General features: G+C 66.5%; 22 protein-coding genes. 9 read left to right on the plus strand and 13 right to left on the minus strand.

What is annotated here, in order from left to right; genetic code table 11:
• Nucleotides 1-2 precede the first annotated feature (2 nt).
• Together AC07TU_RS00715 and ppc are read left to right on the plus strand one after the other, a co-directional pair.
• A complete protein-coding gene (locus tag AC07TU_RS00715) occupies nucleotides 3-1679 on the plus strand; it encodes an MFS transporter (protein WP_495185998.1) in 1677 nt (558 codons plus the stop codon).
• A 71-nt stretch (nucleotides 1680-1750) separates the two neighbouring features.
• Complete coding sequence (ppc, locus tag AC07TU_RS00720; protein WP_495185999.1) at nucleotides 1751-4426, plus strand: phosphoenolpyruvate carboxylase; 2676 nt, start codon at nucleotides 1751-1753, stop codon at nucleotides 4424-4426.
• Here the strand turns inward: ppc and AC07TU_RS00725 are convergent.
• Nucleotides 4423-4917: an Lrp/AsnC family transcriptional regulator gene (locus AC07TU_RS00725; RefSeq protein WP_495186000.1), complete on the minus strand. Its 495-nt coding sequence runs from the start codon at nucleotides 4915-4917 to the stop codon at nucleotides 4423-4425. The genes ppc and AC07TU_RS00725 overlap by 4 nt on opposite strands.
• A gap of 100 nt (nucleotides 4918-5017) precedes the next feature.
• Between AC07TU_RS00725 and AC07TU_RS00730 the strand changes: the two genes are divergently transcribed.
• The gene (locus AC07TU_RS00730; protein ID WP_495186001.1) at nucleotides 5018-5386 is read left to right on the plus strand and encodes a nuclear transport factor 2-like protein; all 369 of its coding nucleotides are present in this window, start codon (nucleotides 5018-5020) and stop codon (nucleotides 5384-5386) included.
• Between the two features lie 18 nt (nucleotides 5387-5404).
• On the opposite strand, the gene AC07TU_RS00735 is transcribed toward AC07TU_RS00730, so the two are convergent.
• The 5 genes from AC07TU_RS00735 to AC07TU_RS00755 form a co-directional block, all read right to left on the minus strand.
• Nucleotides 5405-5800, minus strand: coding sequence for an acyl-CoA thioesterase (locus AC07TU_RS00735; RefSeq protein ID WP_495186002.1), 396 nt, complete (start codon nucleotides 5798-5800; stop codon nucleotides 5405-5407).
• A 40-nt stretch (nucleotides 5801-5840) separates the two neighbouring features.
• Nucleotides 5841-6248 carry an ExbD/TolR family protein gene (locus AC07TU_RS00740; protein WP_495186003.1) on the minus strand — a complete coding sequence of 136 codons (408 nt, stop codon included), beginning with the start codon at nucleotides 6246-6248 and terminating at the stop codon, nucleotides 5841-5843.
• 63 nt (nucleotides 6249-6311) lie between these two features.
• Nucleotides 6312-6905 carry a YdeI/OmpD-associated family protein gene (locus AC07TU_RS00745; RefSeq protein WP_495186004.1) on the minus strand — a complete coding sequence of 198 codons (594 nt, stop codon included), beginning with the start codon at nucleotides 6903-6905 and terminating at the stop codon, nucleotides 6312-6314.
• Nucleotides 6906-6969: 64 nt separating this feature from the next.
• On the minus strand, nucleotides 6970-7224 hold the full coding sequence (locus tag AC07TU_RS00750; protein ID WP_495186005.1) for a DNA primase: 255 nt from the start codon (nucleotides 7222-7224) through the stop codon (nucleotides 6970-6972).
• Between the two features lie 78 nt (nucleotides 7225-7302).
• A complete protein-coding gene (locus tag AC07TU_RS00755) occupies nucleotides 7303-8541 on the minus strand; it encodes a multidrug effflux MFS transporter (RefSeq protein WP_495186006.1) in 1239 nt (412 codons plus the stop codon).
• Nucleotides 8542-8644: 103 nt separating this feature from the next.
• On the opposite strand from AC07TU_RS00755, the gene AC07TU_RS00760 reads away from it, so the two are divergent.
• From AC07TU_RS00760 to AC07TU_RS00770, 3 genes are all read left to right on the plus strand, one after another.
• A complete protein-coding gene (locus AC07TU_RS00760; RefSeq protein WP_495186007.1) occupies nucleotides 8645-9148 on the plus strand; it encodes a hypothetical protein in 504 nt (167 codons plus the stop codon).
• Nucleotides 9149-9287: 139 nt separating this feature from the next.
• Nucleotides 9288-10238 carry an isopenicillin N synthase family dioxygenase gene (locus tag AC07TU_RS00765; protein ID WP_495186008.1) on the plus strand — a complete coding sequence of 317 codons (951 nt, stop codon included), beginning with the start codon at nucleotides 9288-9290 and terminating at the stop codon, nucleotides 10236-10238.
• 52 nt (nucleotides 10239-10290) lie between these two features.
• A complete protein-coding gene (locus tag AC07TU_RS00770; RefSeq protein ID WP_495186009.1) occupies nucleotides 10291-11583 on the plus strand; it encodes a homoserine dehydrogenase in 1293 nt (430 codons plus the stop codon).
• Nucleotides 11584-11587: 4 nt separating this feature from the next.
• On the opposite strand, the gene AC07TU_RS00775 is transcribed toward AC07TU_RS00770, so the two are convergent.
• Together AC07TU_RS00775 and AC07TU_RS00780 are read right to left on the minus strand one after the other, a co-directional pair.
• Nucleotides 11588-11938, minus strand: coding sequence for a hypothetical protein (locus AC07TU_RS00775; protein ID WP_495186010.1), 351 nt, complete (start codon nucleotides 11936-11938; stop codon nucleotides 11588-11590).
• 54 nt (nucleotides 11939-11992) lie between these two features.
• Nucleotides 11993-12331, minus strand: coding sequence for a hypothetical protein (locus tag AC07TU_RS00780; protein WP_495186011.1), 339 nt, complete (start codon nucleotides 12329-12331; stop codon nucleotides 11993-11995).
• A gap of 156 nt (nucleotides 12332-12487) precedes the next feature.
• Here AC07TU_RS00780 and glpX point away from each other — a divergent pair, with 156 nt between their 5' ends.
• Genes glpX through AC07TU_RS00795 form a run of 3 tightly spaced genes read left to right on the plus strand, consistent with a single transcriptional unit; the run spans nucleotide 12488 to nucleotide 16114 of the window.
• Nucleotides 12488-13456, plus strand: coding sequence for a class II fructose-bisphosphatase (glpX, locus tag AC07TU_RS00785; RefSeq protein ID WP_495186012.1), 969 nt, complete (start codon nucleotides 12488-12490; stop codon nucleotides 13454-13456).
• 28 nt (nucleotides 13457-13484) lie between these two features.
• Nucleotides 13485-14192, plus strand: a complete 708-nt coding sequence (locus tag AC07TU_RS00790) for a CPBP family intramembrane glutamic endopeptidase (protein ID WP_495186013.1) — start codon at nucleotides 13485-13487, stop codon at nucleotides 14190-14192.
• 53 nt (nucleotides 14193-14245) lie between these two features.
• Nucleotides 14246-16114, plus strand: coding sequence for a CocE/NonD family hydrolase (locus AC07TU_RS00795; RefSeq protein WP_495186014.1), 1869 nt, complete (start codon nucleotides 14246-14248; stop codon nucleotides 16112-16114).
• 24 nt (nucleotides 16115-16138) lie between these two features.
• Here AC07TU_RS00795 and AC07TU_RS00800 read toward each other — a convergent pair whose 3' ends face one another.
• The 5 genes from AC07TU_RS00800 to AC07TU_RS00820 all read right to left on the minus strand — a co-directional run bounded on the left by AC07TU_RS00800 (nucleotide 16139) and on the right by AC07TU_RS00820 (nucleotide 21123).
• Nucleotides 16139-16909: an ABC transporter permease gene (locus AC07TU_RS00800; protein ID WP_495186015.1), complete on the minus strand. Its 771-nt coding sequence runs from the start codon at nucleotides 16907-16909 to the stop codon at nucleotides 16139-16141.
• Nucleotides 16906-17847 (minus strand): ABC transporter ATP-binding protein, encoded by a 942-nt coding sequence (locus AC07TU_RS00805; protein ID WP_495186016.1) that lies wholly within the window; start codon nucleotides 17845-17847, stop codon nucleotides 16906-16908. Before AC07TU_RS00805 ends, AC07TU_RS00800 begins: the two co-directional genes overlap by 4 nt.
• A gap of 80 nt (nucleotides 17848-17927) precedes the next feature.
• Nucleotides 17928-19004, minus strand: coding sequence for a serine hydrolase domain-containing protein (locus tag AC07TU_RS00810; RefSeq protein ID WP_495186017.1), 1077 nt, complete (start codon nucleotides 19002-19004; stop codon nucleotides 17928-17930).
• Between the two features lie 23 nt (nucleotides 19005-19027).
• Complete coding sequence (locus AC07TU_RS00815; protein ID WP_495186018.1) at nucleotides 19028-19780, minus strand: DsbA family protein; 753 nt, start codon at nucleotides 19778-19780, stop codon at nucleotides 19028-19030.
• Complete coding sequence (locus AC07TU_RS00820; protein ID WP_495186019.1) at nucleotides 19777-21123, minus strand: M48 family metalloprotease; 1347 nt, start codon at nucleotides 21121-21123, stop codon at nucleotides 19777-19779. Before AC07TU_RS00820 ends, AC07TU_RS00815 begins: the two co-directional genes overlap by 4 nt.
• Between the last annotated feature and the right edge of the window lie 61 nt (nucleotides 21124-21184).

Below are 21184 nucleotides of genomic sequence, written 5' to 3' on the forward strand. Positions count from 1 at the left end.
GGATGACGGCGCAGCCAGCAGTTGCGGGCCGGACCGAGCGCAAGGTGATCATCGCCTCGTCGCTCGGCACCGTGTTCGAATGGTATGATTTCTACCTCTACGGGCTGCTGGCAACGGTCATCTCCGCCAAATTCTTCTCGGGCGTGAACGAGACCACCGCGTTCATTCTCGCGCTCGGTGCCTTTGCCGCGGGGTTCGCGGTCCGGCCGTTCGGTGCGCTGGTGTTCGGGCGGCTGGGCGATGTCGTCGGGCGCAAATATACGTTCCTCGTGACGATGGGCCTGATGGGCCTTTCCACCTTCGCGGTCGGCGTGCTGCCGAGCTATGCCAGCATCGGCGTCGCGGCGCCGGTGATCCTGGTGCTGCTCCGCCTCGTCCAGGGTCTCGCGCTCGGCGGCGAATATGGCGGCGCTGCCACCTATGTGGCCGAGCATGCGCCCGAGGGTAAGCGCGGCCTGTTCACCAGCTGGATCCAGACCACCGCGACGCTGGGCCTGTTCGCGGCTTTGCTGGTGGTGATCGGCATCCGTACCGTGATCGGCGAGGCCGCCTTTGCCGACTGGGGCTGGCGCCTGCCCTTCCTCGTCTCGATCCTGCTGCTCGCGGTGTCGCTGTGGATCCGGCTCCAGCTGGCCGAAAGCCCGGTGTTCCAGAAGATGAAGGAGGAGGGCACCACCTCCAAGGCCCCCTTCACCGAGGCGTTCGGCCAGTGGCGGAGCCTGCGCGTTGTGCTGATCGTGCTGCTGGGTGCGGTCGCGGGTCAGGCGGTGGTCTGGTACACCGGCCAATTCTATGCGCTGTTCTTCCTCGAGAAGACGCTGAAGGTCGATGGCGCCACCGCCAATATCCTGATTGCGATCGCGCTGGTGATCGGCACGCCCTTCTTCGTGATCTTCGGCGCGCTCTCCGACAAGATCGGGCGCAAGAAGATCATCCTGACCGGCTGCGCGCTGGCGGCGATCAGCTATTTCCCGGCTTTCCATGCGCTGACCCAAGCGGCCAATCCGGCGCTGGCCGCCGCGCAGGAACGGGCACCGGTGACGATCATGTCGAGCAACGACATCTGCTCGGTCCAGTTCGATCCGATCGGCCGCAACAAGTTCGACCAGTCGGGCTGCGATATCGCCAAGGCCTACCTCGCCAAGTCGGGCATCCCCTATAAGAGCGTGCCCGCGACGCTTCCGCCGGGCGCGCCGACGCTCAAATTCACTACCGTTCGCGTGGGCGACGAGGAACACCCGGCGCCGGATCCCGCCGGGGTCGCCCCAGCCGAACGCACAGCCTTGATCGCCGCCTATCAGCAGGAACTGAAGACCGCGCTGACCAAGGCCGGTTATCCCGCCAAGGCCGACCCGGCGGCGATGAACAAGCCGCTGATCGTCGCCCTGCTCTTCTGGCTCGTGCTGCTGGTGACCATGGTCTATGGCCCGATCGCGGCGCTGCTGGTCGAGATCTTCCCGACGCGAATCCGCTACACCGCGATGTCGCTGCCCTATCATATCGGCAATGGCTGGTTCGGCGGGTTCCTGCCGACGATCGCCTTCGCGATGGTCGCCGCCACCGGGGATATCTATTACGGCCTCTGGTATCCGATCACCGTCGCGGTGCTGACGCTGATCATCGGCCTGTTCTTCCTGCCCGAAACCTTCCGCCGCCGGATTGATGACCATGCGACATAATCAGTCGCGCTTGTCGTCTCCCAAGTAACGATCCGGTTGACGCTGGCCATGCCGCAGTGCAGCACGCGCGCATGGCCAGCGCTCCACCGATCACCAACAATCCCGACATCCGCTATCTGGGCCGCGTCCTTGGCGACGTGATCCGCGCCTATGGCGGAGAGGCGCTGTTCCGGCGAATCGAATATATCCGGTCGGCATCGGTCGACCGGCATCGCGGCATCGCCGGCGCCGACAGCATCGATCCGGGCCTTGGCAGCCTCAACCTCGACGACACGCTCGATTTCGTGCGCAGCTTCATGCTGTTCTCGATGCTCGCCAACCTCGCCGAGGACCGGCAGGGCGTGGCGTCGGAAAGCGGCGCGGATGTCGAGCACGCGATCGCCAGGCTCAAGGAACATGGCGTCGACAGCGCCAGGATCGCCGAGCTGCTCGACCATGCGCTGGTCGCGCCGGTGCTGACCGCGCACCCGACCGAGGTGCGGCGCAAGTCAATGATCGATCATCGCAACCGCATCGCCGAACTGATGGCGCTCAAGGATCGCGGCATCGCCGAGACCGAAGACGGCGACCTGGTCGACGAGGCGGTGGTGCGCCAGGTCGCGCTGCTCTGGCAGACCCGTGTGCTTCGGCCCGAGCGGCTCTATGTCGCCGACGAGGTCGAGACCGCGCTGTCCTATCTGCGCGACGTCTTCCTGCCGGTCCTGCCCGCGCTCCACGCGCGCTGGGACCGCGCGCTGGGCAGCCGCGTTCCGGCTTTCCTGCGCCCGGGCAACTGGATCGGCGGCGACCGCGACGGCAACCCCTTCGTCACCGCCGATTCGCTGCGGCTCACGCTGTCGCGTTCGGCCGAGACGGTGCTGAACCACTATCTCGACGCGGTGCACGCGCTCGGTGCCGAGCTGTCGATCTCAAGCCATCACGCCGATATCGATCCGGGCGTCGTTGCCCTTGCCGACGACAGCGGTGACGCAGCCGCCAGCCGCGCCGACGAACCCTATCGCCGTGCGCTGTCGGGCATCTATGCCCGCCTGGCCGCCACCTATCGCGACCTGACCGGCAAGGCGCCGCCGCGCCCCGGCGCGCTGACCGGCGAACGCTATCCCGATCCCGCGGCGTTCCGCACCGACCTCGCCACCGTCGCACACGGCCTTGCCGCGCAGGGTGCCGAGACGCTGGCGTCGAGCGGGGCACTCGGGCGGCTGATCCGGTCGGTCGACATCTTCGGCTTCCACCTCGCCACGCTCGACATGCGCCAGAACAGTGCGGTGCATGAGCGGGTGGTGGCGGAGTTGCTCAAGGTCGCGGGCGTCGAGGCGGACTATGCCGCGCTCGGCGAGGAAGCGCGGATCGCGCTGCTGCGCCGCGAGCTGGCCAGCCCGCGCCCGCTGACCAGCCGCTACGCGACCTATTCGGACGAGACCGCGTCCGAACTGGCAATCGTCCAGGCCGCGGCCGAAGCGCATGACCGCTACGGGCGCGCCGCGATCCGCCAGTATATCGTGTCGATGGCGCAGTCGGTCTCCGACCTGCTCGAAGTCCATGTGCTGCTCAAGGAAGCCGGCCTCTACATCCCGGGCGAGGAACCGCAGGCGCATGTCATGGCGGTGCCGCTGTTCGAGACGATCGCCGATCTCGACGCCGGGCCGGACATCATGCGCGCCTGGTTCGCGCTGCCCGAGGTCGCGGCGATCGCCGGCAAGCGCGGGCATCAGGAAGTGATGATCGGCTATTCGGACTCGAACAAGGACGGCGGCTACCTCACCTCCACCTGGGGCCTGTCCAAGGGTTCAACGGCGCTGCAGCCGGTGTTCGAGGAAGCCGGGATCGCGATGCAGCTGTTCCACGGCCGCGGCGGCGCTGTCGGGCGCGGCGGCGGATCGTCGTTCCAGGCGATCCAGGCGCAGCCCGCCGGTACGGTGCAGGGCCGCATCCGCATCACCGAGCAGGGCGAGGTGATCGCCGCGAAATACGGCACGCGCGAGAGTGCGCAGACCAACCTCGAGGCGATGGCGTCGGCGACGTTGCTCGCCAGCCTCGAGCCCCAGCAGCTCAGCACCGCCGACGCCGCGCGGTTCGAGGCGGCGATGGAGGAATTGTCGGGCACGGCGTTCAAGACCTATCGCGGCCTCGTCTATGGCACCGAGGGCTTCACCAGCTTCTTCCGCCAGATGACCCCGATCGCCGAGATCGCCGGCCTCAAGATCGGCAGCCGTCCGGCGAGCCGCAAGAAGAGCGACGCGATCGAGGATCTGCGCGCCATCCCCTGGGTGTTCAGCTGGGCGCAGGCGCGCGTGATGCTGCCGGGCTGGTACGGCGTCGGCGCGGCGCTGTCCGCATTCAAGGACCGCGGGCTGCTGCGCGAGATGGCGGCAGGCTGGCCGCTCTTCGCCTCGGCACTCGCGAACATGGAGATGGTGCTCGCCAAGTCCGACATGGGCATCGCCGCGCGCTATGCCGGGCTGGTCGAGGACCGCACGCTGGGCGACGCGATCTTCGGGCGCATCCGCGACGGCTGGCAGGCGACGCACGACCAGCTGCTCGAAGTGACGCGCCAGACGCGGCTGCTGGAGAAGCATCCGGCGCTGGAAACCTCGATCAAGCTCCGCCTGCCCTATATCGAGCCGCTCAACCTGCTTCAGGTCGAGCTGCTCAAGCGCCACCGCGCGGGCGAGACCGATCCCAAGATCGAACAGGGCATTCTGTTGTCGATCAACGCGATCGCGACGGCGCTGCGCAATTCGGGTTAAAGCGCGCGGCGGCGATCCGGCGCGTCGATACGCGGCAGCTGAAAGCTTCGCTTCACCTCGCTGATCGAGACGCTCGAATTGACCTCACGCACGCCGGGGAGCTGTGAGATCCGTTCGTAGAACAACGTCTCGTAATAGCTGATGTCGGGGACGACGATCTTGAGGATGACGTCGATCGCGCCCAGCAGGATGTGACATTCCATCACTTCCGGCAGTTCGCGGACCTGCTCGCGAAAGGCGTTGGTGGCATCGATGCCGTGTGCTTCCAGCCGGACGGTCGCGAAGATCGTGATGGTCAGGCCCAATGCGGCCGGGTCGGCGATCCAGACCTGCCTTTGCAGCACGCCCGCATCCTTCAGCCGCCGGACGCGCCGCCAGCAGGGCGGCGGCGTCATCCCCAGCCGATCGGCCAGATCGGCCACCGATAGCGACCCGTCCTCCTGCAACAGCGCCAGAATCTGGTGATCGATGGCGTCGAGGGTAATTACCATTCCATCTCTCGCCAATTCTCCGAGAAATATAACCTATATTCGCATATTTGGCAAAATTTCATGAATGAAATTTCCTCGGCCGCGCGGATATCTTTCCCGCATGAGCGACATCCGGCATCTGGTCACCGCCTATTATCCGCGGATCGACGCGGTCGATATCGATTGGGTCATGGCCCTGTTCGCGCCCGGCGCGTCCTATCAACGCGCCGACGTCCGCTATGAAGGGATCGCCGCGATCGACCATTTCTTTCGCGTCGAACGCCAGATCCGGGGCACGCATGTGATCGACCGACTGTGGTGCGACGAGGCGACACGAACCGTTTTCGCAACCGGCGTGTTCGAGGGGTATGGCGTCGCAGGCGATGCGCGTCGTGCGGGCTTCGCCGATATCTGGCGGTTCGACACCGACAATCATGTCACGGACAGGCAGACCTATCTGGCGCTGGGCCACGCCTATGTCGAACGCTGACGCCGCGTCGCCCCGTCCTCATCCCTCCAGAAACGGCGCCGCAATCTCGTCGCGCACGCGCACCAGCCGGCCGGTGGCGCGGTCGAGCATCGCCCAGGTCGAGACCGCCTCGACCTTCACCTTGCCGTCGGCGCCGGTGAAACGCATGTGGCGGTCGAAGCGGGCGCCGCGCGGCGGATGGGGCACCCAGGTTTCGCCCGTCACGGTTTCGCCTTCGGACACGTTGCCACGATAGTCGATCTCGTGCCGCGTCACGACCCAGATATAGGCGTCATGATGCTCGGGCGCGGCGACCGCATGCCAGTGCGCCACCGCGACATCCTGGATCCAGCGGACCCAGACCGCATTGTTGACATGACCGAGCTCGTCGATGTCGTCCGGTCCAGCGGTGATGGTCCGTGTAAAGCGCGCCATAGTGCTTGACGTTTACGGCAACTATGGCGCGCTGCAAAGCTCAGTCGAACGCCATCCGTTCGTTGCCGACGAAGCCGAGCTTGGTCACGCCCGAACGCTTGACCGTGTTGAGGACCGTGGCGAAGCGCTCGTAGCGCGCGGCTTCGTCGGCCTTGAACTGGAGCACGCCGCTCTCCGCGGCGGTCGCGGCAAGCAGCGCCGGAAGCTCCGCATCGCTGATCGCCCGCCCGTCCCATGCGAGGTTGCCTGACGCCGCAATGTCCAGGCGGTGCGGCAGCTCGGAGACCGGGTTGGGCGGCCCTGCCGGCAGATCGACCGGCAGCTTGTGCGTCGCGGCGGGAATGGTGACGATCAGCATGATCAGCAACACCAGCAGCACATCGATCAGCGGGGTGGTGTTGAGCGCGGAAATCGGCTCGGGCTCACGATAAGCAATGGAACGACGCATCAGGCACCTCCTATCGCTAGAGATGTTGCATCATTACATATCCGGTATTGAATACAAGCCGCTTCAGCAGCTTTCATATCGCCAGTGGCGCTTCTTGCCCTCGCGGATCCAGGCCATCGCCTCCGCCAGCCTCTTGTCGCGCGTCGCTTCGCGCTTGGCCTCGCCGATCCATTCGCAATATTCGCGGCGGCAGCTGGGCGCGAAGGCCTCGAAATTGGCGGCGGCTTCGGGGTCGCGGGCAAGCGCCTCGGCCAGCACCTCGGGGATTTCGGCTTCGGGCTTGGGCGGCCTGGCGGCGCGCTTGGGAATGTCCCCCGAATCGATCAGCGCCATCGCCTCGCCGATCTGCACCTCCATCGCGGCTTCACCGGGCAGGTCGGCGAGCGTTTCGATCCGGCCGAACTGGCCCATCGCCTCCCCTTCCCTGCCGGTCGCCATCTGGTCGCGATACCAGAAGCCGAAGCTCGCATGCGCCTTGAACGCGGCCATGTTGGCGAGCGGGCGGCCGCGATGCGAGAAGGCGGGCATGCCCCATTTGATGCCTTCCTCGACATCCGGACAGGCGGCATGGACCCGGGCGCGCAGCCAGGCGAGGATCGGCCGCGCGAAATCGGCCTGACGTTCGATGTAGGAATCAATCCGCGGATCGGTGGCCATGGCGCGCGCTCCTGTCGCGGCGATGCTCGGCCCGAAGCATGCGGCAGTCAATCATCACGAAGCGCTAGGCGTCGTCTTCGTCGTCCGCGTCGAACTCCACCACATCGCCCTCGGCATCGTCGGCGATCATCTCAAGTTCGTCGTCATCCTCGGCATCGATCGCCTCGCCCAGATCGGGATCCAGGTCGGTCTGGACCAGACCATCGGTCGGGCCGTTGCGCGTCACTTCCAGAATCTCCGCGCGCTGGCTCTCGTCATAGCCGTCCTCGTCATAGCCGTCGTCGCCGGGTCCGCGCCCGGGAACCTGATGACCGCCCATCGCAGCCCTCCTTGCTTCGCCTGAAGGTGGGAACGGCGAGAGGGCACACACGGTTCCTTGAAGCCGCGGCGCGCCGGATCAGTTGCGGCGGAACAGCTTGCCGCGTTCGGTGACGAAGACGATGATCAGTGCGGTGAAGCCCAGCACCGTGAACCCAAGGTAGAGCGGCACCGTCGTCCCGTCGAACGACTGGCCGATCACCGCACCCAGCACCGCCGCACCCATCGTCGTGAGGAAGCCCTGAAGGCTCGACGCGGTGCCCGCAATCTCCCCCATATTCTCCATCGCCATCGCCGAAAAATTCGAGTTGGCGAGGGCCATCGCGGCCATCATCGGCGCCTGCAGCGCGATGAACACCCACAGATTCTCGCCGCCCAGCAGGATCACCGTCAGGTGGATCACCGCGAGCGCGGTCGTGATCACCAGCGCGAGGTGCGAGAGGAAGCGCATCCCGAACCGCATCACCAGCCGCGAGTTGAGGAACGACCCCAATGCCATCAGCCCGGCGACCGAGGCAAACACCACGGTCAGCAGCTCCGGCCGCTTGAACACGTCGTAGACGATCTGCTGGATCGACCCGATGAAGGAGAAGAAGCAGCCCGAGATAGCGGTCGCAGCGAGGGTATATCCGATCGCCCAGCGATCGCGGAACATCTTGCCATAACCGCGCCAGATCTCGCGCACGTCGAGGGGTTGCACCGTGTCGCGCGCCAGCGTCTCGGGCATCCGGAGGGTGAACCACATCAGCACCAGCGCCGCGATGACCGCGATCCCGCCGAAGATCGGGCGCCAGTCGCCGAAGACGACCACCATCAGCTGCCCCCAGGCGGGCGCGAGCACCGGCACGACCATGAAGGTCATGAAGGCCAGGCTCATCACCCGCGCCATCGCCCGCCCCTGGAAACAGTCGCGGACCAGCGCGATCGTCACCACCCGGCCGGCCGCCACCGCCGCGCCGCTCGCCGCGCGGGCCAGCAGCAACAGCTCGAAGCTGCCCGAGAATGCCGCAACCGCATTGGTCGCAACATAGAAGCCAAGCGCGATGCCGATCACCGGCTTGCGTCCGAACCGGTCGGAGAGCGGGCCGTGGAACAGCTGCGCGACGCCGAAACCGAGCATGAAGGCGGTAATGACATATTGCCGGTGGTTGGGCTGGGTCACGCCCAGCTCGTCACTGATCGACGGCAGCGCCGGAAGCATCGAATCGATCCCGAGCGCGGTCAGCGCCATGATCGCCGCAATCAGCGCGACGAACTCGCCCATCGGAATGGGCGAGCGGTTCGCCGCTTCGCCGGGTTGATGGGTCTGCGCATCCATGCCGCGCCCCATGCCGCATCGCTCCGGACGCGTCACCCCGCGCCTTGATTTATTTTCTCGATATGGCTAGTGTATTGCACAACTAATACGGTGGAGCTTGCGTATGACCCGGAACTGGCTTGTCCTTCCCCTGGCGGCGGCGCTCGCGGCGTGCGGCGGCGGCTCGGGCGAGGGCAATGGCGCGAGCATCTCGGTCAAGAGCGGCGAAGGCGAAGCCTCGATCAAGGCCGACAAGGACGGCCGTATCGCAATCAAGGTGCCGGGCTTCGAGGGGGCGGCCAAACTGCCGAAGATCGATTGGGGCGCAGAGAATTTCGAGATCGACGGGCTCAAGCTCTACCCCGGCTCGACGATCGCCAGCCTCAATGTCGATGCCAACCAGGACAAGGGGGGCGAGGATACGGTGCGCGTCCAGTTCGACTCGCCCGCCGGCATCGATCAGGTCCGCAGCTGGTTCCAGGAGCAGATGCAGGCCGCGGGCTTCACCGTCGCGGCAAAGAACGGCCAGCTCAACGGCAAGACCGGCGAGGGAAGCGACTTCACCCTCAAGCTCGACGCCGCGGGCGACGGCAAGAGCCGCGGCACGCTCACCGTCCTCGGCAAGTAATTCCCATCCCGTCGCTGCGTAGGCGATTGGCTGCGGGAGGGGCGCGCGGCACCGCGTCTCTCCCGCCTCTGTTCGTGCCTCTGTTCGGGGGCGCCGCGAAGGTCTATTTCCGGGAGAATCGTTTCCGGAGTTACCTTGAATGTCCGATACCGTCCTTGCCGAAGTCCCGCTGGTCAGCCTGGCCGATCAGGAGCGTGACCCCGATGGTTTCGCCGCGGCGCTGGGCGGTTCCTTCGAGCGGTTCGGCTTCGCGATGGTCAGCAATCACGGCGTACCGCAGGACCTGATCGACCGCGCCTGGGCGGCGACCAAGACCTTCTTCGACCTGCCCGAGGACGAGAAGCGCGGCTATTTCGTCGCGGGCGGTGGCGGCGCGCGCGGCTACACGCCGTTCAAGACCGAGATCGCCAAGGGGGCGGACTATGTCGACCTCAAGGAATTCTGGCATATCGGCCGTGAACTGCCCGCCGGGCATCGCTTCGAAGAAAACATGTCGCCCAATATCTGGCCCGACCGGCCCGAGGGGTTCCGCGACACCTTTCTCGAGCTGTTCGCGGCGTTCGACACCGCGGGCGACAAATTGCTCTCGGCGATCGCACGCCATCTCAGCCTCAAGCCCGACTGGTTCGATCATGCCGTGAAGGACGGCAATTCGGTGCTGCGCCTGCTCCACTATCCGCCGGTGACCGAGGATGCGCCGAACGTGCGCGCCGGCGCACACGAAGACATCAACCTCATCACGCTGCTGCTCGGTGCCGAGGAAGCAGGACTCGAACTGCTCGACAAGGACGGCCAGTGGCTGCCGGTCAAGCCGCCCGAAGGCGCGATGGTGGTCAATGTCGGCGACATGCTCCAGCGGCTGACCAACCATGTCCTGCCCTCGACCACGCACCGCGTGGTCAACCCGCCGGTCGAGCGCCGCGGCACGCCGCGCTATTCGATGCCCTTCTTCCTTCACCCCGCGCCCGATTTCCTGATCAAGGCGCTGCCGCAATGCGTGACCGCGGAGAATCCCGAACGCGAGCCGCCGATCACCGCGCACGACTATCTCGCGGAGCGGCTGCGCGAGATTGGCCTGACCAAGAAATAATTGGGTTGCGGCGCTCCGGGCATCCTCTAGCGGGGTGCCAGGAGATTTAAACATGACCGAACCGTTGCGCGTTGCTCTTGCCGGCCTTGGAACCGTGGGTGCGGGCGTCATTCGCCTGATCGACGCCAATGCCGAGCTGATCGCGCGACGTGCCGGCCGGCCGATCGAGATCGTCGCGGTCTCCGCGCGCGACCGCGCCAAGGATCGCGGCGTCGATATTTCGCGCTTCGACTGGGTCGATGACATGACCGAGCTCGCGCGCCATCCCAAGGCGGATGTGGTGGTCGAGCTGATCGGCGGGTCGGATGGCCCCGCCCTTGCGCTCGCCCGGGCAACGCTTGCAGCGGGCAAGGGTCTGGTCACCGCGAACAAGGCGATGATCGCGCATCACGGCCTGGAGCTGGCCGGGGTCGCCGAGAAAAGCGATACGCCGATGAAGTTCGAGGCGGCGGTCGCGGGCGGCGTTCCGGTCATCAAGGGGCTGCGCGAGGGTGCGGCGGCGAACCAGATCGACCGCGTCTATGGTATTCTCAACGGCACCTGCAATTTCATCCTGTCCAAGATGGAGGCCGAAGGCCGCGACTTTGCCGAAGTGCTTGCCGAGGCGCAGGCGGCAGGTTTCGCGGAAGCCGATCCCAGCTTCGACATCGACGGCGTCGATGCCGCACACAAGCTCTCGATCCTTGCCAGCATCGCCTTCGGCACCCAGCCGGCGTTCGGCGACGTCGCGATCGGCGGCATCCGCCACCTGCTCGCCGCCGACATCGCCGAGGCGGCGGCGCTGGGCTATCGTATCCGACTGCTCGGCATCGCCGACCTGAACGGCAATGGCCTGTTCCAGCGCGTCCACGCGCACCTCGTCCCGCTGGCGCATCCGCTCGCGCACGTCCTGGGTCCGACCAATGCGGTGGTGGCGGAGGGCAATTTCGTCGGCCGGCTGCTGTTCCAGGGTGCGGGCGCGGGCGACGGCCCGACCGCATCGGCAGTGGTCGCCGACCTGATCGACATCGCCCGCACCGAATTCGGCCCGCCCTATGCGATGCCCGCCGCCAGCCTCACCGCCGAGCCTGCAGCCCCCACCGGTGAGCGTCGCGGCCGTGCCTATCTGCGCTTCACCGTTGCCGACAAGGTCGGCGTGCTGGCCGAGATCGCCGCGGCGATGCGCGACGCGGGCGTTTCGATCGAGTCGCTGATCCAGCGCGGTGCGATGGCCGACGGCAGCGTGCTGGTCGCGATCGTGACCCACGAAGTGCCCGAACGCTCGATCGCGCAGGCGCTGGAGAAGCTCCGCGGCTCCCCCAGCCTGGCGGGCGAGCCGATGTGGATGCACATTCTGGGCGAGTGACGCGTTAAGGCGCCGGTTCACGCTTGCGCATCACCTTGCCGTCGAACCCGACGCCGACCGTCACCCCGACCATGCCGCCGCACTGGGTGAGGAACGGGCCGCTGACGCCGCACTGGAACATCACGTCCTCCAGCACCCGCTCGGTCTGGGCAGGTACATTGTCCCGCGCGCTCGAGGTGACGAAGGGGACGCGATATTTCTTGTCGGCCTCGCGAAGCGCGCAGATCGTCACCTCGTCGGGATCGCCGGTGGTCTTGCACGGGATGATCGCGCGGGTCTTGTCGCGATAGGCCTGCATCGCGGCATCGTCGCCGCCGGCCTGGAGCGTGAACGCAAGGATAAGCAACACGGACATGGGCAGAACCCTCCGCTCGTTGCGATAGCATAACGAAGGCGTTGCGAAAACGCCTCAGTCGATCCGCGTGTGCAGCAGTTCCTGCCCCTTCTTCGGGCAGACCGGCGCGCCCTGCACGCCGCAGGGCATCCTGGCCGAGCGGACCACGTCCATCTTGCCGCTATGCTCCCGCGTCGTCACGCCCGTGAGGCGATCGCCGGGCGCCGCGGACCGGGAGCAGCTTCCGGTAAGGCACAAAGCTGCCGGCTGGGGCAGCGCGCGCCGCACGGGCTTTCGCGCAGCCCGCTTGCGCACCACCGCCGCCGGCCGCGCGCGCTTGGGAAGAGTAACGATCTTCGGCGGCTCGCCCGCCACGCTCAGCGCCAGCAACAAGCTCAACATCTCGAACGCCATGTCCAGTCCCCGTTGCACGCCGAACGCGGCGAACCGTGCCCGGTTTCGCGGCGTCGCCCGCTTTTGCATGGATGACAGCGTTAGCCCCCATCGACAAGGGCGCCGCGCGCTCCTATCGCGCAGCGGAAACGAACTTGAGAGAGGGCTTCGCCGATCATGCAGACCGCCAGCAAGGTGCTCGACCGCGTCCTGGTGCTTGAGATGGTGCGCGTCACCGAAGCCGCGGCAATCGCCGCCTCGAAACTCACCGGCCGCGGTGACGAGAAGGCCGCCGACGCCGCCGCTGTCGAGGCGATGCGCGCCTCGCTCAACTCGCTCTACATGGACGGCACCGTCGTGATCGGCGAGGGCGAGCGCGACGAGGCGCCGATGCTCTATATCGGCGAGAAGGTCGGCAGCGCGCCGGGCAAGGGACCGAAGATCGACATCGCGCTCGACCCGCTCGAAGGTACCACCATCTGCGCCAAGGCCGGGCCGAACAGCCTTGCGGTGCTGGCGATCGCCGAAGAGGGCAACCTGCTCAACGCACCCGACGTCTATATGGACAAGATCGCGGTCGGCCCCGGCTATCCGCCGAACGTGATCGACCTCGACAAGAGTCCGACCCAGAATATCGAGGCGATCGCCGCGGCGAAGGGTGTGAAGCCCGACGAGATCATCGCCTGCGTGCTCGACCGCCCGCGCCACGAGAAGATGATCGCCGAGCTGCGCGCGATCGGTTGCGGCGTGGTGCTGATCGGCGACGGCGACGTTGCGGGCGTCATCGCCACCACCGATCCCGACACCACGATCGACGTCTATATGGGCCAGGGCGGCGCGCCCGAGGGCGTGCTTGCCTGCGCCGCGCTGCGCTGCGTCGGCGGCCAGTTCAAGGGCCGTCTGGTCTTCCGCAACGAGGACGAGCGTTCGCGCGCGCGCCGCTGGGGGATCGAGGATCTCGACAAGCAGTACGACCTGACCGAGCTGGCCAAGGGCGACTGCATCTTCGCCGCGACCGGCGTGACCGACGGATCGCTGCTCGAAGGCGTCAAGCGCAAGCCGGGCAAGATGACCACCGAAAGCGTGGTGATGCGCTCCAGCTCGGGCACGGTCCGCTGGGTCCGGGGCGAGCACCGCAACGGATGATGAGGCCGCAGCGCCAAGGCATATCTGATTGACCAGCTGGCTGCTGCTGGCGGGGTTGATCGCCGCCTATGCCTGGTATCTCCGGGGCGGCGGCGTGCCGCCGGACACCGGACGCATCGCCCGCTACCGCCGCTGGATACGTCGCGCACCGCTGGCGTTCGGGGCGAGCGCGCTGGGCGCGCTGGCGATCGGCCGACAGCTCGGTGCGCTGGCGCAATTGCCCGCCGAGTTCATGCCGCTGGCGGTTGCGGCGCGCCACCTTGCGGGATTTGGCGGGACGGCGCTCAAGGCTGCCGTGCTCGCCGGACTGGTGGGCGGCGCGGTGCTCGGCCTTGTTCTCGCCCGCTGGCGGATCCGGCGCGGCCGCCGGCCCTTTACCGCAGGCAATATCGATCGCTTCCTGCCCCGTAGCGGCGACGAACTCCGCTGGACCATGGTGCTGGCGACTGCGGCGGGCATCGTCGAGGAGCTGTTCTTCCGCCTGGCCTTGCCGCTGTTCGCGACGCTCGCGACCGGAAGCGCGCCGCTCGGCTTCGCCGTTGCGACCTTGTTGTTCGCCGCCGCCCATCGCTACCAGGGCTGGATCGGAGTGGTTCTTACCGCCGTGTCCGGAGCGCTGCTTGTGACGCTCTACCTCGCCACCGGCGACCTCTGGTTCGCGATGCTGATCCATGCGCTGCTCAACCTGAACGGCCTGGTCCTGCGCCCGGCGATGCTGCGTCCGCGGATCGATTGACAGCGGCAGACGCCACGCCTCTATTCCCGCCACCAACGGGGAGACGTGAGTTGATGTACCGCCGCTTTCTTGTCGCCGCCGCCCTTGCCGCGACCGCGCTGACCGCACCCGCCCCGGCCCGGCAGGTGACCGTCACGCAAGTCCCGGCAGCCCCGGCCTTCACCTTTCAGGAGGTGATGATCCCGATGCGCGACGGGACGAAACTCCAGACGGTGATCCTCCGCCCCGCGGGCAAGGCAGGCAAGCTCCCGCTCCTGCTCCAGCGCACGCCCTATGGCGTGCCCGGCGCGGCGCCCAAGGCAGTGCCGGCATCGATGAAATATCTGATGGAGGACGGCTATATCCTCGTCTTCCAGAACATGCGCGGGCGCTACAAGTCGGAAGGCGTGTTCGCGATGTCGATGGCGCTCTCCCCGTCCGGCTCGAACGCGCCCGACGAGGCGAGCGACGCGTACGACACGATCGACTGGCTGGTGAAGAACGTCGAGGACAATAATGGCCGCGTCGGGATGATGGGCGGCTCCTATCCCGGCTATGCCGCGGCGGTCGCGCTCGCCCGCCCGCATCCGGCGCTGAAGGCCGTCAGCCCGCAGGCGGCGTGGAACGACTGGTGGATGAACGACGATCTCCACCGCTACGGCGCGCTCCGCCTCTCCTACCTCACCGACTGGACCTATGGCCTCCAGAACAACAAGGACGGTGACGATTTCGACTATAATCCGGGCGGCCCGCCTCCGGTCGATCTCTACGACTGGTTCCTGAAGCTCGGCCCGGTCGAGACTCTCGACAAGCAGCACTTCAAGGGCAGCGTGCCGATGCTCACGCAGATCATCGAGCATCCCGATTACGATGATCACTGGAAGCGGCAGGTCTGGACCGAACGGCTCGGCCGCACCTCCGTGCCGACGCTGCACGTCGTCGGCTTCTGGGATCAGGAAGATCCGCTGGGCGGCTGGAAGATCTATGAACAGATGGAGAAGGACGATCCCAAGGGGCTGAGCATCATCGCGGCCGGCCCGTGGAATCACGGCAGCTGGCGCGGCGCGGGCGACGACCTGGGCTATGTGAAGTTCGGCAAGCCCAGCGGCACCGAGTTCATGCGCGATATCGAGGCCCCGTTCTTCGCCTATTGGCTGCACGGCAAGGGAACCCAGCCGGCGGGCGAGGCCAAGATCTTCCAGAGCGGATCGTGGCAGTGGAAGAACTACGCCAAATGGCCGCCCGCCGGAACCAAGGCGACCAGCCTCTATCTCCGCGCCGACGGGTCACTGTCCTTCACCGCACCCACGGGCGAAGGATGCCGCGAGTATATCTCCGATCCCGCCAACCCGGTGCCGTACCGCGCACGCCCGATCTCGGTCACCTATCCTTCACTGGAATGGAAATGGTGGGAGGCGGCGGACCAGCGCTTCGTCGATGGCCGGCCCGACGTGCTGACCTGGGTCAGCGCACCGCTCGACAGGGACCTGACCGTCAGCGGCGCGATCAGCGCAACGCTGCAGGCTTCCACCTCGGGCACCGACAGCGACATGGTGGTCAAGCTGATCGACGTGCTGCCCGACGATTATGACATGGCGACGCCGATCCGCGCGCTGGGCGATTACCCCAAGACGCTCAACGGCTATCAGCTGCCGATCGCGATGGAGGTGCGCCGCGGCCGCTGGCTCGAAAGCTTCTCGACACCCAAGCCGCTGGTACCGAACAAGGTCGTCGCGTGGAACGTGCCGCTGCGCGACCACGACCATGTCTTCAAACAGGGCCACCGCATCATGGTGCAGGTCCAGTCGAGCTGGTTCCCGGTGATCGACCGTAACCCGCAGACCTTCGTCCCCAATATCTACAAGGCCAAGCCTGCCGACTTCGTGAAGGCGACCCAGCGCGTCTGCACCGGATCGCTGATCACGCTGCCCGTGGCGGGGTGAGGGCCCGTGACAGGGTGAGGCGGCTCAGTTCTTGAGCCGCCAGCCGGTCTTGAAGATCCAGCCGATCACGCCGAGGCAGACCGCAAGAAACGCCGCGGTGAAGCCGAGGCTGACGCCGATCGCGACGTCGCCGGTGCCGAAGAAGCTCCAGCGGAACCCGCTGACCAGGTAGACGACCGGATTGGCAAGGCTGATCGTCCGCCACGGATCGGGCAGCATGTTGATCGTGTAGAAGGCGCCGCCGAGGAAGGTCAGCGGCGTCACGATCAGCGCCGGGACGAACGAGAGCTGCTCGAACCCCTTGGCCCAGATGCCGATGATGAAGCCGAGCATGCTGAAGGTAAGCGCCGTCAGCACCAGCATCGTCAGCATCATGAAGGGATGCTTGATCGGCACATCGACGAACAGCATCGCCGTCACCAGGATGATCAGGCCGATCGCGATCGACTTGGTCGCCGCCGCGCCGACATAGCCGATCACCATCTCCATCGCCGAGACCGGCGCGGAGAGCAGTTCGTAGACCGTACCGGTGAACTTCGGGAAGTAGATGCCGATCGACGCGTTGGAGATCGACAGCTGGAGCAGGTTCATCATGATCAGGCCCGGCACGATGAAGCTGCCATAGGCGACTCCGTCCAGCTCCTGCATCCGCGATCCGATCGCGCCGCCGAACACGACGAAATAGAGCGCGGTGGTGATGACCGGGGTAACCAGGCTCTGCCAGAGGGTGCGCATGGCGCGCGCCATCTCGAACCGGTAGATCGCCCAGACGCCGTGATGGTTGAACCCCCTCATGCCGCCTTCTCCTCATCCCGGCGTTCGACAAGGTCGACGAAGATGTCCTCGAGGCTCGACTTGGAGGTATCGAGATCCTTGAACTGGATGCCGAGGTCGCCGAGCTTGCGCAGCAGCGAGGGGATACCCGTGCGTTCGGCCTGAGCATCGAAGGTGTAGCGCAGCCGCGTGCCTTCATCTTCCAGATGCAGATGCCATTCCTCAAGCTCGGAGGGGATCGCGGCCATCGGCTCGACCAGCGCAATGTCCATCTCGCGCTTGCCGAGCTTCTTCATCAGCTCCGCCTTGCCCTCGACCAGCAGCAGCTCACCCTTGTTGATCACGCCCACCCGGTCGGCCATTTCCTCGGCCTCCTCGATATAATGGGTGGTGAGGATGATCGTCGTGCCGCGTTCGCGCAGCGACCCGATCAGCTTCCACATGTCGCGGCGGAGCGAGACGTCGACGCCAGCGGTCGGCTCGTCGAGGAACAATATGTCGGGCTCGTGCGCCAGCGCCTTGGCGATCAGCACGCGGCGCTTCATCCCACCCGACAGCTCCATCACCTTGGAATTGCGCTTGTCGTAGAGCGACAGGTCTTTCAGCACCTGGTCGATATAGCCATCGCTCGCGGGCCGGCCGAACAGGCGGCGGCTGTAGCGGGTGGTCGCCTGGACCGTCTCGAACATGTCGACCGACAATTCCTGCGGCACGAGGCCGATCTTCATCCGCGCCGCGCGCGGCTCGCTGATCGCGTCATGCCCGTCGACGATGATCGTGCCCGAACTGGGCGTGACGATGCCGCAGATGATCGAGATCAGTGTCGTCTTGCCCGCGCCGTTCGGCCCGAGCAGTGCGAAAATCTCGCCCTTGTTGATATCGAGATCGACCGATCCCAACGCCTTGTGCCCCGAGGCATAGGTCTTGCTGACACCGCGAACGGATAGGATCGGCTGCATGGAAGGCCCCCTGATAAGCGCGCGATGTAGGAACGGATGCGCCCCGCGCAACCCGCAATGTTCGTCCTTCGTTCGATTTTTTATTCGGCGGTTTCGCTGGATTTCATCATCGCGCGATAGCCGCGGACCACCAGGGATTGCGGATCGACCGCTTCGATCACCTGCATCGCCAGCGGCGCATCGCCCTCACCCGACAGGAAGACCAGCGCGCCATCGCGCGTGTCCGCATCGAAATAGGCGATGGCGGTGACGCCCGGATCGCCGCCTTCGTGCAGCACCATCCGCCGCTTGCCGAAGGTCAGCACCTGCCAGCCCAGCCCCATCGCGACGCTGTTCGGGCAGCCCTCGACCGGCTTTGCACAGCCCGGCATCGCGACCTGCGGGCGCAACCGTTCGGCCTTGAGCTTCGCATCGAGACCGTCGCCACGCGCCACCGCCGCGACAAAGGCGGCATAGTCGCCGACCGTCGTGTAGATGTCGTCCGCCCCCAGCCAATGGCCATAGGGGTGCGGCCCCGCGGTTCCGGGATAGCCGTTGCCGTTCGCCGGAACCGCCACCCGGCCCTCCATCCAGGGCCGCCAAGTATAGGCGGTGCGCGTGAGGCCCATCGGGCGGAAGACATAGGCGTCCGCCAGATCCTCGAAATCGGCGTTGAGCTTGCGCGCGGCGAAGCGGGCGACCAGCTCGATCCCTTCGCCCGAATAGATGAAACCGGTTCCCGGCTCGCGCGCAAAGGTCAGCCGCTGGTTCTGCGGGCGCCAGTTGGGGAAACCGGTTTGGTGGCTGAGCGCCATCCGCGGGGTGAGCCGCTTCGCGCGCGCGTCGCCGGCGACATCGGGATCCATCCATATCCGCGCCATCGGCTCGTCGAGGCCGATCCGCTTCGCCTGCACCAGCCGCATCACCAGCTCGGCGGTGACCGGCTTGGTCATCGATGCGACGTTGAACAGCGTATCGCGCGTCGCGGGCTGCTGATCGGTCTGCGCCCCGGCAACGCCGGTCCACACCACCTTGCCGTCGCGGATCAGCGCCGTACCGATCGCGGTGCGGGGATGCGCACGCGCCAGTGCCGCGATCGCGTCGTCACGCGAATCCTGGGCGGCAACCGGACCGGCCACGATCGCCGCGGCAGCAAACAGGAGGAACCCGAAACGCATACACCCCTCCCCCTGGCGCGCGGTCAGCCCGGCTTGCGCGCCGCCTTCACCGCATCCTGAAGCACTTCATAGGGCACCATGCCCGAAATCACCCGGTCGCCGATCACCCAGCTCGGTGTTCCGGTGACGCCGAGCTTGCCCGCGGTATCGAGGTTGCGTGCGATCTCTGCCTCGACCCGCGGCGTGGTGAGCGCCGCCTGCACCTTCGCATTGTCCAGCCCGGCCGCGGCCGATGCGGCCCGGATCGATGCCTCGCTCAGCTGTCCGGCCGAATAGAGCGCGGTGTGGAATGGCTTGAACTTGTCCTGCTCGGCTGCGGCAAGCCCCCAGCGGGCCGCAACCCGGCTGACCTCGCTCAGCACCGGCAGCTCGCGATAGACGATGCGGACATTGGCGTCCTCCGCCACCAGCCGCGCGATCATCGGCAGGCTGGCGCGGCAATAGCCGCAGGCATAATCCATATAGACCGCGACGGTGACGTCGCCCTTGGGATTGCCTTCCCAAGCCCCGGCATAGGGCTGGGTGATCGCCGAACGGCTCGACGCGACCGCCTTGCCCGTCTCGCGTTCCTGAAGGCGCTTCATCGCCTCAGGCAGGATCTCGGGATTCTCCAGCACATAGTCGCGCACGACCTTGCCGATCCGCGCCGTATCCGCGTCCCCGGTCCTGGCAGGGATCAACGCCTGCGCGCCCAGTACGATGCCGCCACCCAGCGCCGCGGACAGCGCCAGCAAGCCGGCAAGCGCCAGCGGAGTCTTCACCATAGCCTCACTCAACGTCTCTTCCTGTCCTGCATCATCGCCTGCGCGGCCATGACGATGTCCTGTGCGCGGATCCAATCGGGCGAGCCTTGCGGCAGCCCGGCCATCGCGGCCTGCGCACTGGACAGCGCGCGACCCATATCGCCGATCATGCTCGATCGCTCCGCGGTGGCGAGTGCCGCCCGGGCGCCGTCGCCCTTGCGTTCATAGACCATGCCGAGCTGATACCAGGCGAAGGGATTCTCCTGGTCGCGGACCACCGACTGGCGCAGCACCTTCTCCGCCTCCGGCAGCAGTGCGGGATCCTCGACCGCGAGCAACGCATGGCCAAAGGTCGTGGCGATCAGCGGCTGATAATTGGTCTTCTCGGTTGCCTCGCGCAGCGGCGGAATCGCCTCTTTGGGCTTGCCCGATTCGAGCAGGATCTGGCCCTCCAGCTCGAGGAAATAGGGATTGTGCGGCTCGGCCTTCACCAGCGCCGCCGCCTCGGCCGCGGCCTGCTGCGGATAGCCCGACTTATGATAGGCATAGGCGCGGGCGTAGCGTGCCGGGACGCTCGTGTCGGTTTCGGGATAGCGGCGCAGCGTGTCCGGGGCATCGGCGACATAGCCGCGCAGCTTGGCCTGAACGCGGCGGAAACGCTCCTCCAGCGCAGGGTCATTGTGCTTGTTCCACGCCGGATCGGCCTGGAGATCGGCGGTCAGCGTCGAGATGCGGTCCCCCGACATCGGGTGACTCATCACATAGCTTTGCTCGCCGCGCTTGAGGCCCCAGCGATATTCCTGCTGCTGGAGCTTCTTGAAGAAGTCGAGCATCCCGCGCCCGCTGACGCCCGCGCCCGAAAGATATTTGACCCCCGCGGCGTCGGTCGTGGCCTCCTGCGCGCGGCTGAAGGCAAGGAAATTGCCGAGCGCGGCACGCTGGCCCATCTGCATCAGCCCCATGCCCGCATCCGCCGATCCGGCGGCCATCGCCGCGGCGCCGAGCAGCAGGCTCAGGATCGTGATGCCGGTCGCGCCCTTGGCCATGCGGTCGCCGAGCGGCACGTGTCCGCCGGTGACGTGACCCAGCTCATGCGCGATCACACCCTGCACCTCGTTCGCGCTCGAGGCAGCGTCGATCAGGCCGGAATGGATATAGACTGCCTGCCCACCCGCGACGAAAGCGTTGATCGACGGATCGTTGATCAGGATGATACGGACATTGTTGGGCTGCAGATTGGCAGCCTTGATCAGGTCGCGCGACATGTCCGCGAGCAGCGCTTCGCTCTCCGCATCGCGCAGGATCGACTGGGCAAAAGCCGGGTTCGCGATGCCGATGAGCAGCAGGAGCGCGAAGAACGATACGAAGCGCTTCATGGCCGGCATCATGGCGGATTATCCCCTGCGATCAAGCGCCCGCTACGGCCGCACGCCCCCG

The sequence above is a fragment of the Sphingomonas sp. GW821-FHT03E12 genome (assembly GCF_059420685.1).

Bases quoted from the DNA above. Each gene is read 5' to 3' on its own strand.
- AC07TU_RS00715 (WP_495185998.1), top strand. From the start codon at position 3: ATGACGGCGCAGCCAGCAGTTGCGGGCCGGACCGAGCGCAAGGTGATC.
- ppc (WP_495185999.1), top strand. From the start codon at position 1,751: ATGGCCAGCGCTCCACCGATCACCAACAATCCCGACATCCGCTATCTG.
- AC07TU_RS00725 (WP_495186000.1), bottom strand. From the start codon at position 4,917: ATGGTAATTACCCTCGACGCCATCGATCACCAGATTCTGGCGCTGTTG.
- AC07TU_RS00730 (WP_495186001.1), top strand. From the start codon at position 5,018: ATGAGCGACATCCGGCATCTGGTCACCGCCTATTATCCGCGGATCGAC.
- AC07TU_RS00735 (WP_495186002.1), bottom strand. From the start codon at position 5,800: ATGGCGCGCTTTACACGGACCATCACCGCTGGACCGGACGACATCGAC.
- AC07TU_RS00740 (WP_495186003.1), bottom strand. From the start codon at position 6,248: ATGCGTCGTTCCATTGCTTATCGTGAGCCCGAGCCGATTTCCGCGCTC.
- AC07TU_RS00745 (WP_495186004.1), bottom strand. From the start codon at position 6,905: ATGGCCACCGATCCGCGGATTGATTCCTACATCGAACGTCAGGCCGAT.
- AC07TU_RS00750 (WP_495186005.1), bottom strand. From the start codon at position 7,224: ATGGGCGGTCATCAGGTTCCCGGGCGCGGACCCGGCGACGACGGCTAT.
- AC07TU_RS00755 (WP_495186006.1), bottom strand. From the start codon at position 8,541: ATGGATGCGCAGACCCATCAACCCGGCGAAGCGGCGAACCGCTCGCCC.
- AC07TU_RS00760 (WP_495186007.1), top strand. From the start codon at position 8,645: ATGACCCGGAACTGGCTTGTCCTTCCCCTGGCGGCGGCGCTCGCGGCG.
- AC07TU_RS00765 (WP_495186008.1), top strand. From the start codon at position 9,288: ATGTCCGATACCGTCCTTGCCGAAGTCCCGCTGGTCAGCCTGGCCGAT.
- AC07TU_RS00770 (WP_495186009.1), top strand. From the start codon at position 10,291: ATGACCGAACCGTTGCGCGTTGCTCTTGCCGGCCTTGGAACCGTGGGT.
- AC07TU_RS00775 (WP_495186010.1), bottom strand. From the start codon at position 11,938: ATGTCCGTGTTGCTTATCCTTGCGTTCACGCTCCAGGCCGGCGGCGAC.
- AC07TU_RS00780 (WP_495186011.1), bottom strand. From the start codon at position 12,331: ATGGCGTTCGAGATGTTGAGCTTGTTGCTGGCGCTGAGCGTGGCGGGC.
- glpX (WP_495186012.1), top strand. From the start codon at position 12,488: ATGCAGACCGCCAGCAAGGTGCTCGACCGCGTCCTGGTGCTTGAGATG.
- AC07TU_RS00795 (WP_495186014.1), top strand. From the start codon at position 14,246: ATGTACCGCCGCTTTCTTGTCGCCGCCGCCCTTGCCGCGACCGCGCTG.
- AC07TU_RS00800 (WP_495186015.1), bottom strand. From the start codon at position 16,909: ATGAGGGGGTTCAACCATCACGGCGTCTGGGCGATCTACCGGTTCGAG.
- AC07TU_RS00805 (WP_495186016.1), bottom strand. From the start codon at position 17,847: ATGCAGCCGATCCTATCCGTTCGCGGTGTCAGCAAGACCTATGCCTCG.
- AC07TU_RS00810 (WP_495186017.1), bottom strand. From the start codon at position 19,004: ATGCGTTTCGGGTTCCTCCTGTTTGCTGCCGCGGCGATCGTGGCCGGT.
- AC07TU_RS00820 (WP_495186019.1), bottom strand. From the start codon at position 21,123: ATGAAGCGCTTCGTATCGTTCTTCGCGCTCCTGCTGCTCATCGGCATC.